A 12622-nucleotide genomic window follows, 5' to 3' on the forward strand; every position below is an offset into this window, starting at 1 on the left:
AACGGCGGTATGCTGAGCGCCAGCCAAGGAGACTGAATACATGGCCTACGATTTTGATCTGTTCGTGATTGGCGCCGGTTCCGGCGGTGTGCGTGCCGCGCGCTTCGCCGCGGGCTTCGGTGCAAAGGTCGCTGTGGCCGAGAGCCGCTACCTGGGCGGCACGTGCGTAAACGTTGGCTGCGTGCCGAAAAAACTGCTGGTCTACGGGGCTCACGTGGCCGACGAGCTGGAGCAAGCTGCAGGCTTCGGCTGGACCTTGGAAGAAGGGCACTTTGACTGGGGGACGCTGATCGCCAACAAAAACCGCGAGATCGAGCGCCTCAACGGCATCTATCGCAACCTGCTGGTCAACAGTGGAGTCACCTTGCTGCAAGGCCATGCTCGCCTGACCGGCGCCCACGAAGTGGAAGTCGAAGGCCAGCGCTACAGCGCCGCGCACATCCTCATCGCCACCGGTGGCTGGCCGCAGGTGCCGGACATTCCTGGCAAGGAGCTGGCTATCACCTCGAACGAGGCGTTCTACCTCAAGGAGCTGCCACGGCGGATCCTGGTAGTGGGTGGCGGCTATATCGCTGTCGAATTCGCCGGCATTTTCCAGGGACTGGGCAGCGATACCACGTTGCTTTATCGCGGCGACTTGTTCTTGCGCGGCTTCGATGGCTCGGTGCGTACCCATCTCAAAGAAGAGCTGGATAAACGCGGCCTGAATCTGCAATTCAACAGCGATATCCAGCGCATCGACCAGCAGGACGACGGCAGCCTCAAGGCCACCCTCAAGGACGGCCGCGAGCTGATCACCGACTGCGTGTTCTACGCCACCGGCCGACGGCCCATGCTGGATAACCTCGGACTGGAAAATACCGGTGTGGAGCTCGATCCGCGTGGCTTCGTGCGCGTCGACGAGCAGTACCAGACCACCGAGCCGTCGATCCTGGCCATTGGTGATGTCATCGGTCGCGTACAGCTGACGCCGGTCGCGCTGGCTGAAGGCATGGCGGTAGCGCGGCGGTTGTTCAAGCCTGAGCAATACCGCCCAGTGGACTATCAGAACATCCCGACTGCGGTGTTCAGCCAGCCGCCGATAGGCACGGTTGGACTGACCGAAGAGCAGGCGCTGGAAGCCGGGCACCACGTGCAGATATTCGAGAGCCGCTTCCGGGCGATGAAGCTGACCCTGACCGACATCCAGGAAAAGACCCTGATGAAGCTGGTGGTCGACGCCGACACCGACAAGGTACTGGGTTGTCACATGGTTGGGCCTGATGCCGGCGAGATCATCCAAGGCTTGGGTATCGCGCTCAAGGCGGGCGCCACCAAGCAGCAGTTTGACGAAACCATCGGCGTACACCCGACGGCGGCCGAAGAGTTCGTGACCATGCGTACGGTAACGCGATGAGTAAACGCTCACATACGTTCTGCTATGCAGGTTTCTGATCAGCTCGGTCGAGCTTTCCTGCCTGTTCTCTCTGCTTGCCTTACAGCGTGCTGCTGACGCCTTCTTGATACTGCCCCGGCGCTGCGCAAGCGGCGTCGGTCGGTATTGGCTGATCGTATTCATCAGCGTTGAGAGGAAAGCGAACATGCACACTTTGTCGAAGGTATTCTTTGTAGCGAGCAGTTTGCTGGTCTGGGCAGGGCAAGTGTCGGCTGATCGTGGTCAGATTAACTTCCAGGGTGAGTTGCGCTCATCGACTTGCGCCGTCAGCAACGAGAACGGAAACCCACAAGTTCAGCTTCCTGTCATCGATACCAGCGAGCTGCGCAGGGCAGGGAGTGTTGCTGGGCCAATACTGTTCAGGCTCGAAGTGGAAAACTGCCCACCTGGGTTGAGTGAGATTTCTGTGTACTTCGAGGGCCAGAACATAAGCCCGGAGGGACGCCTTAATGTCGCAGAAGGTGGCGCTGAGAATGTTCAGCTGCAGTTGCTCAATAACCAACAGCAGCCAATGGACCTTGCCGCCGCGAAAGGTTCTCAGAATGTGCAACGCATAGGTGTGCAAGACGGACGAGCCAACTTGGCCTTCTTCGTACGCTACTACTCAACCGGAAATGCCACGCCAGGCCCAGTAAGCTCCAACGTCCAGTACTCCCTCGACTACCTCTGAGTACTTCGCGCAGCTCGCATGCGGCTGCATTTTCCTGCGTATTCAAGTGAAAGTTCATGGAACGTTTTCTCAGCGTATTCAGGCGTGGAGCGCTGCTGGCTGGCTGTTTGCTTTCCATGCAGACCGACGCCGGTGTGGTCATCGGCGCTACGCGCCTCATCTTTCCCGCTGAACAGCGTGAAGTCACCGTGAAGATGAACAATGTTGGCAGTCACCCATCATTGATCCAGTCCTGGGTCGATGATGGCCGCCCTGAGGTCCCTCTCGAGCAACTGCGCGTACCGTTCAGGCTGGCGCCGCCGCTGTTTCGTCTTGACCCCGGCAAGGCGCAAAGTCTCAGACTGTTCCACACGGGCGATGTGATGCCAGGGGATCGGGAAAGCCTGTACTGGCTCAATGTTCTGGAGGTGCCTCCCAAGGGGGCGGGCAATTTTCTGCAGTTTTCTCTGCGTTCCCGGATCAAGCTGCTGTATCGCCCGCAGGGCCTGGCGGGCAACGCTACTGATGGACATAGAGCAGTCACCTGGCGAGTGGTGCGTGATGGCCCCGCCTGGGCGATGCAGGCAGACAATTCCGGGCCTTTTTTCGTCAATCTGGCAAGGGTGGAGATAACCCTGGGTGAGCAGGTAGTCAGCCTTGTGCCTACTCATGTCCCGCCTTTCTCGAGCGTTCGCTTTGCGCTAGAGGCACGCGAGCGGCCTGCCGCCATTGAGCTGCGTTATGCGGTCATTGATGACTATGGTGCGGTGCGTGACGCACCTGCGGTTTCTGTGGCGCAATGGGAGCAGTGAGGTGGGGTGCTTCAGCCCTGGCAAGGGCCGGTTCCTTAGCCCCTGTGGCCAAGTGCTTGTTGGATCGCTTAGCGCACTTGGTGGTGCTGTAGCAGTGGCTGTCGAATTCGACGCCGCCCTGTTACGCCAGGGTTCGTCGGCTGACTTGCGTCGCTTTGAACAGGGCGCTCAAGCGCCGCAAGGCAGCTTCAGCCTCGATATCACTCTGAACCAACAGTGGAAGGGGCGCCACGTCGTGGTGCTCAAGATTCCACCGGGAGCCGTAGAGAGCGCGGCTTGTTACAGTGAAACGCTGCTGCACAGCTTAGGGCTGGATGTGCAGCGGTTTGGTGATAGCGTCCGCGAGGCGTTGGCAGGCAGAGACGCGTGCGTTGCCCTTGACAGGCTCGGTGTAGTTGCCAGTGAAACGCTGGACCTGGGCAATCAGGGTCTGGATCTACAGATCGCGCAGGACGCTTTGCGCCGGCAGCCAAACGGCTATCTACCCCCTGATCAATGGGACAGTGGAGTCAGCGCGGGCTTCATCAATTACACTTTCAGCCACTATCAACGTCAGGACCGGCAACAGCGCAGCAATTTGCAACAGAGCTTTCTGGGGGTGCGCGCTGGGGTGAATACGGGTGACTGGTATTGGCGTCACGATGGCAGTTGGCAGGCTTCAAATAGCCGTGCGACCCGCTATCAAGCGGGTGCTACTTCAGTCAGAACCGACGTCCCGACCTGGTCGGCGCAGATTACCCTAGGTGATGGCTACAGCAATGCGGGTGTGTTCCCCGGTAGCGCATTTCGCGGGGTACTGCTGGGCACTGATGAGCGCATGCTGGCGCAGGAGCTGCGAGGCTTTGCGCCGACGGTAAAAGGAGTGGCAAGCAGCACCGCTTTATTAACTGTTCGTCAGCGGGGCGTACTGCTGCATGAGTCTACGGTCGCGCCAGGCCCCTTCGAGATCGATGACCTGCATGCCAGTGGTCTGAGCGAAGAGCTCGAGGTGAGCTTGCGCCAGGCCGATGGCAGCGTGCGCACGTTTTTTCTGCCAAATCAGGTAGCGCCTCTAGCCTTGCGGCCTGGCGCCAGCCGGTTCGAATTTAGCAGTGGCGTCTGGCGCAACGATTCAGGGCGGACCGGTCCAGGCTTTATTCAAGGTAGCTGGCAACAGGGCGTGGACAATCGCTTCAGCGTGCACGGCGGCGCCTGGCTCGCTGAGGATTATCTTGCCAGCGCTATGGGGGCCGCAATCAATAGCGGTGTCGGCGCCTTTGGCTTGACCCATTACCACAGCCGGACCACGTTATCCTCAGGGCAGAGTGGCAGAGGCCATGCCATGCGCCTGAGTTGGCGTCATCGCCTGTCACGGGCGGGAACGGACCTCGGCGCCACCCTTACCCAAAGCACCAGCGCGGATCACTACAGTTTCGATGAGTTCGCCAACGGAAGTCGCAGAGGCCGCGCAAGGCCGCTGCGAAGACGCCTGCAGTTGAGCGTGCATCAGCACTTGGGCGACAAGACCGGGCGCTTGAGCTTCACCACCAGCGACCGGCTTAATTGGTCTGGGGGTGGGCGCAGGATGGGCTACAACCTGGGCTACAGCAACTACCTCGGCGCGTTGACCTATGGGCTCAATATCAATCGTGAGCAGGGCGCCTTGGGACAAGCCTTCACGAACTATACGTTCAACGCCAGTGTGCCATTTGGAGAGCGCCGACGCTCGACACTCAGTAGTAGTGTCAATGTCGATTCGCTGGGGCGTAGTACCTCCAACCTGCGCTGGAGCGCTGTCGATGGCGAGCAGGGACAATGGGGGTATGGACTGGCAGTGGCCCAGCAGCAGGGCGTGCGCAACGATGCAGGGTTGGATGCCACTTTGCGCCACAGTGGCGCTGGCGGTCAAATCAGTGGCTCGCTGGTCAACCGCAGTGGCTATCGCCAGGCGGCGGTGGGGGCGCAAGGCGCGTTGGTCGCCCATGGGGGAGGGGTAATTGCCGCACCGCCGTTGGGCGATAGCTTCGCCATCGTGCAGGCGCCTGGCGCCGCCGGCGCGGGTATCCGCCAGCATCCACAGGTTCGCCTCGATCAACGCGGATACGCCGTGCTACCGTCGCTCGCGCCTTACCAACTCAATAGCGTGGAACTCGACCCTAAGGGCACCGCTCAGGATGTTGAACTGCAACTCACTGGCCAGTCGGTGGCGCCGCGGGCCGGCGCCGCCACGCTGCTGCATTATCCGACGCGTGTTGGCAGTCTGCAGGTGATCGAGGCTCGACTGAACGATGGCACAGCGCTGCCGTTTGGCGCACAGGTCTTTGATGAGCAAGGCCTGGAGCTGGGATTGGTTGGGCAGGGTAGCCAGTTGTATGTACGTAGTGCTAGCGATCAGCCTAAATGGCAGGTGGTGTGGGGCGATACTGAGGGTGAACAGTGCTGGATCGCATCCGAACCGAGGACTGAGCAAGAGCAGTCCGCGATCATTTGTACGCCGAGTGTTCGGGGCGGGTCTTAGGTCTGCCGGTAGCCTAGGAATCAAACAATCTATCGGTAACCCAGCTTTATAGCCAAAACCAATCAGCAGCATCAGGTTTGCCAATGAGCCTTTATCGGAGTGCGCGGTTAGGATTCTCTGCGTCAACCCATTTCAAACCCCATGAAGGAGCGCATCTCATGCCTATCATCAACAGCCAGGTCAAACCGTTCAACGCTACTGCCTTCCACAACGGCGAATTCGTTCAGGTGAGCGAAGCCGATCTGCAAGGCAAGTGGTCTGTCGTGTTCTTCTACCCGGCCGACTTTACCTTTGTCTGCCCAACCGAGCTGGGCGACCTGGCCGACAACTACGCTGAGTTCCAGAAGCTGGGCGTGGAAATCTACGGCGTGTCCACTGACACCCACTTCACCCACAAAGCGTGGCACGACACCTCGGAAACCATCGGCAAGATCAAGTACCCGCTGATTGGTGACCCGACCCACGTCATCTCGCGCAACTTCGACGTGCTGATCGAAGAAGCCGGCCTGGCCGATCGCGCTACCTTCGTGATCAACCCAGAAGGCCAGATCAAGATCGTCGAAATCAACGACGGTGGTGTAGGCCGCGACGCCAGCGAACTGCTGCGCAAGGTCAAGGCTGCCCAGTACGTTGCCGCCCACCCAGGCGAAGTCTGCCCTGCCAAGTGGAAAGAAGGTGAAGCTACCCTGGCGCCATCGCTGGACCTGGTTGGCAAGATCTAACGTCATGCCCCGGCTGCGGGCGGTGAGCAACCGCCACTTCTAAGTTGTCACCGCCCCGTAAAAAACGCCCGGGCGACCTCGCCTGGGCGTTTTTATTTACACGTTTGAACAAGGAATCGCCCGTATGTTGGACGCCACGCTTAAATCGCAACTGAAAACCTACCTGGAGCGGGTCACCCAGCCGATCGAGATCGTTGCCTCCCTCGACGACGGCGCGAAGTCCCGCGAATTGCACGACCTGCTGGTGGAAATCGCCGGCCTGTCGAACCTGATTACCTTGAGCAAGGATGGCACCGACGCCCGTCGTCCATCGTTCTCGCTCAATCGCCCTGGTGCGGACATTAGCCTGCGTTTCGCCGGCATCCCTATGGGCCACGAGTTCACCTCGCTGGTACTGGCGCTGCTGCAAGTCGGCGGCCATCCGTCCAAGGCCAGTGCTGAAGTGATCGAGCAGATCCAGGGGCTGGAGGGTGAGTTCACCTTCGAGACTTACTTCTCGCTGTCGTGTCAGAACTGCCCGGACGTGGTCCAGGCGCTGAACCTGATGGCCGTGCTCAACCCTAACGTGCGCCATGTGGCCATCGACGGTGCCCTGTTCCAGGAAGAGGTCGAGGCGCGCAAGGTCATGGCCGTGCCGAGCATCTACCTCAACGGCGAGGTGTTCGGCCAGGGCCGGATGGGCCTGGAAGAGATTCTTGGCAAGATCGACACCACCTCCGGTGCTCGCCAGGCCGAGAAGATCAACGCCAAGGACGCTTTCGACGTGCTGGTGGTCGGCGGTGGCCCGGCTGGCGCCGCAGCGGCGATCTACGCCGCGCGTAAAGGTATCCGCACCGGTGTTGCCGCTGAGCGCTTCGGCGGTCAGGTGCTCGACACCATGGCCATCGAGAACTTCATTTCGGTTCAGGAAACCGAAGGGCCGAAACTGGCTTCGGCGCTGGAAGAACACGTCAAGCAGTACGACGTCGACATCATGAACTTGCAACGCGGCGAAGCGCTGATCCCGGCCAGCGATGGCGGCCTGCATGAAGTGCGTCTGGCTGGCGGTGCGTCGCTCAAGACCAAGACCGTGATCCTGGCCACGGGCGCCCGCTGGCGCGAAATGAACGTGCCCGGTGAGCAGCAATACCGCGCCCGTGGCGTGGCCTACTGCCCGCACTGTGACGGCCCGCTATTCAAAGGCAAGCGCGTGGCAGTGATCGGGGGCGGTAACTCGGGGGTGGAGGCGGCCATCGACCTGGCGGGTATCGTAGCCCAGGTAACCCTGATCGAGTTCGACAGCCAACTGCGCGCAGACGCTGTCTTGCAACGCAAGCTGTACAGTCTGCCCAACGTAAAGGTGATCACCAGCGCACTGACGACTGAAGTGCTCGGTGATGGCGAGAAGGTCAACGGTCTGCGCTACAAGGACCGCACCAACGACCAGCAGCACGACCTGGCGCTGGAAGGCATCTTTGTGCAAATCGGCCTGCTGCCTAACACCGATTGGCTCAAGGGCACGGTCGAGTTGTCGCCGCGCGGTGAGATCATTGTCGACGCCAAGGGCCAGACCAACATCCCGGGCGTGTTCGCCGCAGGTGATGTGACCACGGTGCCGTACAAACAGATCGTGATCGCGGTGGGCGAGGGAGCCAAGGCATCGTTGTCGGCCTTCGATCACCTGATCCGGACCTCTGCGCCAGCTTGACTGCGCTAGCTGAATGAGAAACGCCGCCTGCTTGGGCGGCGTTTTTTTGCGCCAGTCAGCCCCGCCCTCATCGCGGGGCAAGCCCGCTCCCACGCCGACTTGCCCCGCGATAAGCTCGGACTGACACCTGATGATCATCGTTCGTACAGAGGCGTTCCAGGTGGGGTGTCTATAGTAAAGACAGACACCTGCCAAAGAGGCTTCTGATGCGTTTGATCAGCCGCGAACCCTGGTGGCTAAAGCCACCCCAGCCTGGGCAGAACGAGCAGGACCTGCACTGGGGCTATCTGGAAATCTACGCCGACGGTAGCACGATCTTTGTCGACCAGCGCCCCAGCGATCAGGAGCTGGCCGAGCGCAAGAGCTGTCGCAACTTCCCCGATCCCGCACCGCCCTGAATCAGCCTTCGAGCAGCGCCAGGCGCTCTTCCAGCGCAGCGATGCGTGCCTCAAGTGCTTCAATGCGCTCTTGCGAGACGCCCGCTGCCGGGCTTCTCTCGCCAGCACTTTGTTGGCGCGCAGCCAGAATGGCCTCGATTTCCGCCGGGTCACCCAGGGCATGGGTGTAGCGGTCTTCACGCTGCCCTGCCTGACGTGGCAAATGCACCGCCAGCTCACGGGAAATCAAGCGCTCCAGCTGATGCTGAACTTGATCGCCATCCTCGAATTCATGCAGACGATTGCTGCGTGTCAGCAGCTCATTAATGGTTTGTGGCCCGCGCAGGAACATCAGGCCCATCAACACCAACTGCGCCGGCACCAGCTCCAGCGCCTTGTCCACACGCTGCTCCCAGCGATCGGCACGGCTGCCCATCTGCAGGCGGGCAAAACCTTGCCCTTCGAGTGCGCGCAGTGCCTGGCCGACCTGGCCTGGAGAGAGGTTCATGACCGGCTCACGGCTGGTTTTCTGGTTACAGGCCAGGACCAGGGCATTGAGGGTCAAGGGGTAACTTTCAGGGCTGGTGGCCTGCTTTTCGATCAGCGAGCCAAGAATGCGGATTTCGGTGCTGGTGAAGCGGCCTTCGCTGGCGTTTTGCTGTTCTGACATGGCCCTGTCTCGTTGCGAGGAAAGGCCCCTAGACTAGGGGCCTGGCAGGGTAAAGACAAGCAGCCTCAGGCGCCGCGACGCGCCTGGGCTTCGCAGGCTGCGGCGGTGAAGATGACGTCGGTGGAAGAGTTCAGGGCTGTTTCCGCCGAGTCTTGCAGCACGCCGATGATGAAGCCGACTGCCACCACCTGCATGGCAATCTCGCTGGGGATGCCGAACAGGCTGCAGGCCAGTGGAATCAGCAGCAGCGACCCACCTGCCACACCCGAGGCGCCGCATGCGCACACCGCAGCGACAACGCTGAGCAGCACGGCGGTCGGCAGGTCGATTGCGATACCCAAGGTGTGCACTGCCGCCAGGGTCAGCACGGTGATGGTGATTGCCGCGCCGGCCATGTTGATGGTCGCACCCAGGGGGATCGACACCGAATAGGTATCCTCGTGCAGGCCGAGCTTGTGCGACAGTGCCAGGTTGACTGGGATGTTGGCCGCTGAGCTACGGGTAAAGAATGCGGTGATACCGCTTTCGCGCAGACACAGCAGTACCAGTGGGTAAGGGTTGCGGCGGATCTTCCAGAACACGATCAGCGGGTTCATCACCAGCGCCACGAACAGCATGCAGCCAATCAGTACCGCCAGCAGGTGCAAGTAGCCAAGCAGCGCTTGCAGGCCGGACTGGGCCAGGGTCGAGGCGACCAGGCCGAAGATCCCCAGCGGCGCGAAGCGGATCACGACGCGCACGATCAGGGTTACCCCGTTGGACAGGTCATCGACCACGGTGCGGGTAGTTTCGCCGGCATTGCGCAGGGCAATGCCCAGGCCGATGGCCCAGGTCAGCACGCCGATGAAATTGGCGTTCATCAAGGCGCTGATGGGGTTGTCTACGGCGCTGAGCAGCAGGTTTTGCATCACCTCGGTGATGCCCCCAGGGGCACTCAGCGCTGCCTCGCTGGCGCTCAACACCAAGGAGGAGGGGAACAGCATGCTGGCCACTACTGCGACAACGGCAGCGGCGAAAGTGCCCAGCAGGTACAGCCACAGAATAGGGCGGATGTGGGTTTCCTGACCGTGACGATGGTTGGCGATCGACGCCATGACCAGGATGAACACCAACACTGGCGCCACCGCTTTGAGGGCGCTGACGAATACCTTGCCCAGAAACGCCATATCACGCGCCACGGCAGGGGCGAGCAGGGCCAGGGCAATGCCGGCGACCAGGCCGATGACGATCTGGGTCACCAGGCTGGTACGGTTGAGCAGACGAAGGACGGGGGACATGTGCAGCACGATCTCAGGGACTTGGACGGGCGCGACTTTACCATAGACCTTTGTCGGCTGGTTTGGGCCTCTGCGCCGGTAATCGCTGCGCCGGACCGCTGGTAAACGCCCTGGCCATCACCAATTGAACAGCTCCCGCCGCGCGCCCTCGGTAATGGCCACGATCCCCGGATGCTTGACCTTGCGCTCCACCGAGATCGCATAGAACGACTCGTTCACTGCCTCGGTCTGGCCAATCAGCACTACCCCATACTGGCGGCAGACCTCCTCGGCAATCACGCTGGGGGCGACGAAAATGCCGCTGCCAGATTGGCCGAACGCCTGCATCAAGGCACTGTCGTCGAATTCGCCAATGATCCGCGGTTGCACATGTTGCTCGGATAACCAACGCAGCAGCCGGCTACGCACCACGGTTTCCTGGCCAGGGATCAGCAACGGCGCATCGTTGAGGCAGGCGGGGAAGGGCTGGTGGTGGCGTTCGGCCAGGGCAGGGGTGGCGAAGAAGCTCAAGCCACATTCGCCGAGCTTCTGGCTATAGCCCTTGATATCCAGGTGGCTCGGCATCGGACTGTCGGAAATCACTAGGTCCAGGCGCTGAATGGCCAGGTCCGCCAGCAAACGCTCGAGCTTGTCTTCCCGGCAATTGATGCGCAGCACGCCTTCAAGCTCCATGGTCGGCGCCAGCAGTCGATAGACGATCGACTTGGGCACCACGTCAGCCACCCCGACCCGGAACAAGATCTGCTCCTGCGGCCCGGCGCGCAGCATGGCCTCCAGCTCCCCGCCAATCTGAAACATCTGCTCGGCGTACACCAAGGCCTGGCGCCCGGTTTCGGTCAGCTCAAGCTGCCGACCCACTCGCTGGAACAGCTCCAGGCCGTGGGTCTGCTCGAACAGGCTGATCTGCCCGCTGATGGTCTGCGGGGTGAGGTTCAATTGCTCGCTGGCGCGGGCAATGCTGCCTGTGCGGGCGACCACCCAGAAATAATGCAACTGCCTGTAGTTAAGCATCTCGGGATTACCATTATTCGGAATAGCCGAAGTATAACCGCTAAAAAAACGAATTTTCCGGATGTTTCCATTTCACTAGAATGCCTTCCCATCAGGCATCGTGCGTGCCGCCCGGACATGACAAGTGAGGAACCCATGCTACAACTGAAATCCATTGGCACCCCATTGGTGCTGGCTTTGGCGCTGTTCACCATGGCAGGCTGCGACCAGGCGGAAAAATCTGCCCAGCAGATGCTCGATCAGGCCGCCGAATCGGCCAAGCAGGCGATCGACGACACTAATAAAGCCGCCCAGCAGGCTTTGAATGACGCCATCGGCGGCGAGGGCGAGAAGTCGTCCAAGCCAGCCGCTGAGCAAGACAAGACCCAGGACATCTGATTTACAGACCCCAAACAGGATTGATTCATGGAATATTTGCTGGAACTCGCCGCAAGCCCGACCGCCTGGGTTGCCCTGGCCACTCTGGTGGCGATGGAAGTCGTACTGGGTATCGACAACCTGATCTTCATCTCGATCCTGACCAACAAGCTGCCGGTGGAATATCGCTCCAAGGCTCGCCGTATCGGTATCAGCATGGCCTTGATCATGCGCCTGGCGCTGCTCAGCACCGTCGCTTGGATCGTCCAGTTGACCGATCCTGTGATCGAACTGTTCGGTAATGCCTTCTCCTGGAAGGACATGATCCTGATTGCCGGTGGTCTGTTCCTGCTGTGGAAGGCGACCAAAGAAATCCACGAAAGCGTCGACCCGCATGGCGCCAAGGAAGAGGCCAAGGTTTCCAGCACCGTCACCCTGGGCTTTGCGGCAGCGATCTTCCAGATCCTGCTGTTGGACATCGTGTTCTCGGTCGATAGCATCATCACCGCGGTGGGCATGACCGAGCACTTGCCGATCATGATCATTGCCGTGATCGCTGCCGTGATCGTGATGATGGTTGCGGCCGACCCGCTGGCCAACTTCATCAACGACAACCCGACCGTAGTCATGCTGGCCTTGGGCTTTTTGATCATGATCGGTATGACCCTGATCGCCGAAGGTTTCGGTGCGCATGTACCGAAGGGCTATGTGTATGCAGCGATGGCCTTCTCGACCGTGATCGAGATGCTCAACATCTTCGCTCGTCGGGCGCGGTTGAAGCGTGAGGCGGCTGAAGGTTAAGCAACAGTTGGCTGCAGGTTGCATTCAGTATTGGGGCCGCAAAGCGGCCCCAAGTCTTTTAAGAGCAACCGCAGTTAGGGGGCAGGCTTAATGCGCCCCAGCATGCCGTCGAGCGCGGCGCACAGACTGCTGCTTGGATTGGACCTGCGGCGGCAGGTGATGGTGCGAGTGCCGACGCACGATGCGCAGTACACCCCAGAGCATGGCGGCAGCGACACTGATCCACATACCCACCAGCATAAGAATTGCCATTGTCAGGCTCATGTGTGCCTCCTTCTCTCAGGCAAGCCCCAGGCTCGCCCTCCAGACACTGCTTTAGTCTAGCTC

Annotated in this window: 13 protein-coding genes; 9 read left to right on the forward strand and 4 right to left on the reverse strand. The window is 60.6% G+C overall.

What is annotated here, in order from left to right; genetic code table 11:
• Positions 1–40 precede the first annotated feature (40 nt).
• The 7 genes from gorA to OIU19_RS16755 all read left to right on the forward strand — a co-directional run bounded on the left by gorA (position 41) and on the right by OIU19_RS16755 (position 8200).
• Positions 41–1396 (forward strand): glutathione-disulfide reductase, encoded by a 1356-nt coding sequence (gene gorA / locus OIU19_RS16725; protein WP_264235940.1) that lies wholly within the window; start codon positions 41–43, stop codon positions 1394–1396.
• Between the two features lie 184 nt (positions 1397–1580).
• Entirely contained in the window at positions 1581–2105 is a 525-nt protein-coding gene (locus OIU19_RS16730) for a fimbrial protein (protein ID WP_264235941.1), read from the forward strand.
• Positions 2106–2161: 56 nt separating this feature from the next.
• Entirely contained in the window at positions 2162–2896 is a 735-nt protein-coding gene (locus OIU19_RS16735) for a molecular chaperone (protein ID WP_264235942.1), read from the forward strand.
• Between the two features lie 94 nt (positions 2897–2990).
• A complete protein-coding gene (locus OIU19_RS16740) occupies positions 2991–5393 on the forward strand; it encodes a fimbria/pilus outer membrane usher protein (RefSeq protein WP_264235943.1) in 2403 nt (800 codons plus the stop codon).
• Positions 5394–5551: 158 nt separating this feature from the next.
• Positions 5552–6115 carry an alkyl hydroperoxide reductase subunit C gene (ahpC, locus tag OIU19_RS16745; protein ID WP_264235945.1) on the forward strand — a complete coding sequence of 188 codons (564 nt, stop codon included), beginning with the start codon at positions 5552–5554 and terminating at the stop codon, positions 6113–6115.
• A gap of 124 nt (positions 6116–6239) precedes the next feature.
• Complete coding sequence (ahpF, locus tag OIU19_RS16750; protein WP_264235946.1) at positions 6240–7802, forward strand: alkyl hydroperoxide reductase subunit F; 1563 nt, start codon at positions 6240–6242, stop codon at positions 7800–7802.
• Positions 7803–8008: 206 nt separating this feature from the next.
• Positions 8009–8200 (forward strand): hypothetical protein, encoded by a 192-nt coding sequence (locus OIU19_RS16755; protein ID WP_264235947.1) that lies wholly within the window; start codon positions 8009–8011, stop codon positions 8198–8200.
• Between the two features lies 1 nt (position 8201).
• Here the strand turns inward: OIU19_RS16755 and OIU19_RS16760 are convergent, their stop codons facing one another.
• The 3 genes from OIU19_RS16760 to nhaR form a co-directional block, all read right to left on the reverse strand.
• Positions 8202–8849, reverse strand: coding sequence for a YceH family protein (locus tag OIU19_RS16760; protein ID WP_264235948.1), 648 nt, complete (start codon positions 8847–8849; stop codon positions 8202–8204).
• 65 nt (positions 8850–8914) lie between these two features.
• Positions 8915–10126 carry a serine/threonine transporter SstT gene (sstT, locus tag OIU19_RS16765; RefSeq protein ID WP_264235949.1) on the reverse strand — a complete coding sequence of 404 codons (1212 nt, stop codon included), beginning with the start codon at positions 10124–10126 and terminating at the stop codon, positions 8915–8917.
• A gap of 117 nt (positions 10127–10243) precedes the next feature.
• On the reverse strand, positions 10244–11137 hold the full coding sequence (gene nhaR / locus OIU19_RS16770) for a transcriptional activator NhaR (RefSeq protein ID WP_186556712.1): 894 nt from the start codon (positions 11135–11137) through the stop codon (positions 10244–10246).
• A gap of 135 nt (positions 11138–11272) precedes the next feature.
• On the opposite strand from nhaR, the gene OIU19_RS16775 reads away from it, so the two are divergent.
• Together OIU19_RS16775 and OIU19_RS16780 are read left to right on the forward strand one after the other, a co-directional pair.
• Positions 11273–11515 (forward strand): hypothetical protein, encoded by a 243-nt coding sequence (locus OIU19_RS16775; RefSeq protein ID WP_186556711.1) that lies wholly within the window; start codon positions 11273–11275, stop codon positions 11513–11515.
• A 27-nt stretch (positions 11516–11542) separates the two neighbouring features.
• Positions 11543–12295 carry a TerC family protein gene (locus OIU19_RS16780; RefSeq protein ID WP_186556710.1) on the forward strand — a complete coding sequence of 251 codons (753 nt, stop codon included), beginning with the start codon at positions 11543–11545 and terminating at the stop codon, positions 12293–12295.
• A gap of 87 nt (positions 12296–12382) precedes the next feature.
• On the opposite strand, the gene OIU19_RS16785 is transcribed toward OIU19_RS16780, so the two are convergent.
• Positions 12383–12559, reverse strand: coding sequence for a hypothetical protein (locus OIU19_RS16785; protein WP_264235950.1), 177 nt, complete (start codon positions 12557–12559; stop codon positions 12383–12385).
• Positions 12560–12622 lie beyond the last annotated feature (63 nt).

Origin of the sequence: Pseudomonas sp. BT-42-2 (assembly GCF_025847435.2) — a bacterium.
Taxonomy (GTDB): Bacteria; Pseudomonadota; Gammaproteobacteria; order Pseudomonadales; family Pseudomonadaceae; genus Aquipseudomonas; species Aquipseudomonas urmiensis.

Excerpts from the sequence above, each read along its gene's own strand:
- OIU19_RS16775 (WP_186556711.1), top strand. The coding sequence starts at position 11,273 with ATGCTACAACTGAAATCCATTGGCACCCCATTGGTGCTGGCTTTGGCG.
- ahpF (WP_264235946.1), top strand. The coding sequence starts at position 6,240 with ATGTTGGACGCCACGCTTAAATCGCAACTGAAAACCTACCTGGAGCGG.
- nhaR (WP_186556712.1), bottom strand. The coding sequence starts at position 11,137 with ATGCTTAACTACAGGCAGTTGCATTATTTCTGGGTGGTCGCCCGCACA.
- OIU19_RS16735 (WP_264235942.1), top strand. The coding sequence starts at position 2,162 with ATGGAACGTTTTCTCAGCGTATTCAGGCGTGGAGCGCTGCTGGCTGGC.
- sstT (WP_264235949.1), bottom strand. The coding sequence starts at position 10,126 with ATGTCCCCCGTCCTTCGTCTGCTCAACCGTACCAGCCTGGTGACCCAG.
- OIU19_RS16755 (WP_264235947.1), top strand. The coding sequence starts at position 8,009 with ATGCGTTTGATCAGCCGCGAACCCTGGTGGCTAAAGCCACCCCAGCCT.
- ahpC (WP_264235945.1), top strand. The coding sequence starts at position 5,552 with ATGCCTATCATCAACAGCCAGGTCAAACCGTTCAACGCTACTGCCTTC.
- gorA (WP_264235940.1), top strand. The coding sequence starts at position 41 with ATGGCCTACGATTTTGATCTGTTCGTGATTGGCGCCGGTTCCGGCGGT.
- OIU19_RS16760 (WP_264235948.1), bottom strand. The coding sequence starts at position 8,849 with ATGTCAGAACAGCAAAACGCCAGCGAAGGCCGCTTCACCAGCACCGAA.
- OIU19_RS16730 (WP_264235941.1), top strand. The coding sequence starts at position 1,581 with ATGCACACTTTGTCGAAGGTATTCTTTGTAGCGAGCAGTTTGCTGGTC.
- OIU19_RS16780 (WP_186556710.1), top strand. The coding sequence starts at position 11,543 with ATGGAATATTTGCTGGAACTCGCCGCAAGCCCGACCGCCTGGGTTGCC.
- OIU19_RS16785 (WP_264235950.1), bottom strand. The coding sequence starts at position 12,559 with ATGAGCCTGACAATGGCAATTCTTATGCTGGTGGGTATGTGGATCAGT.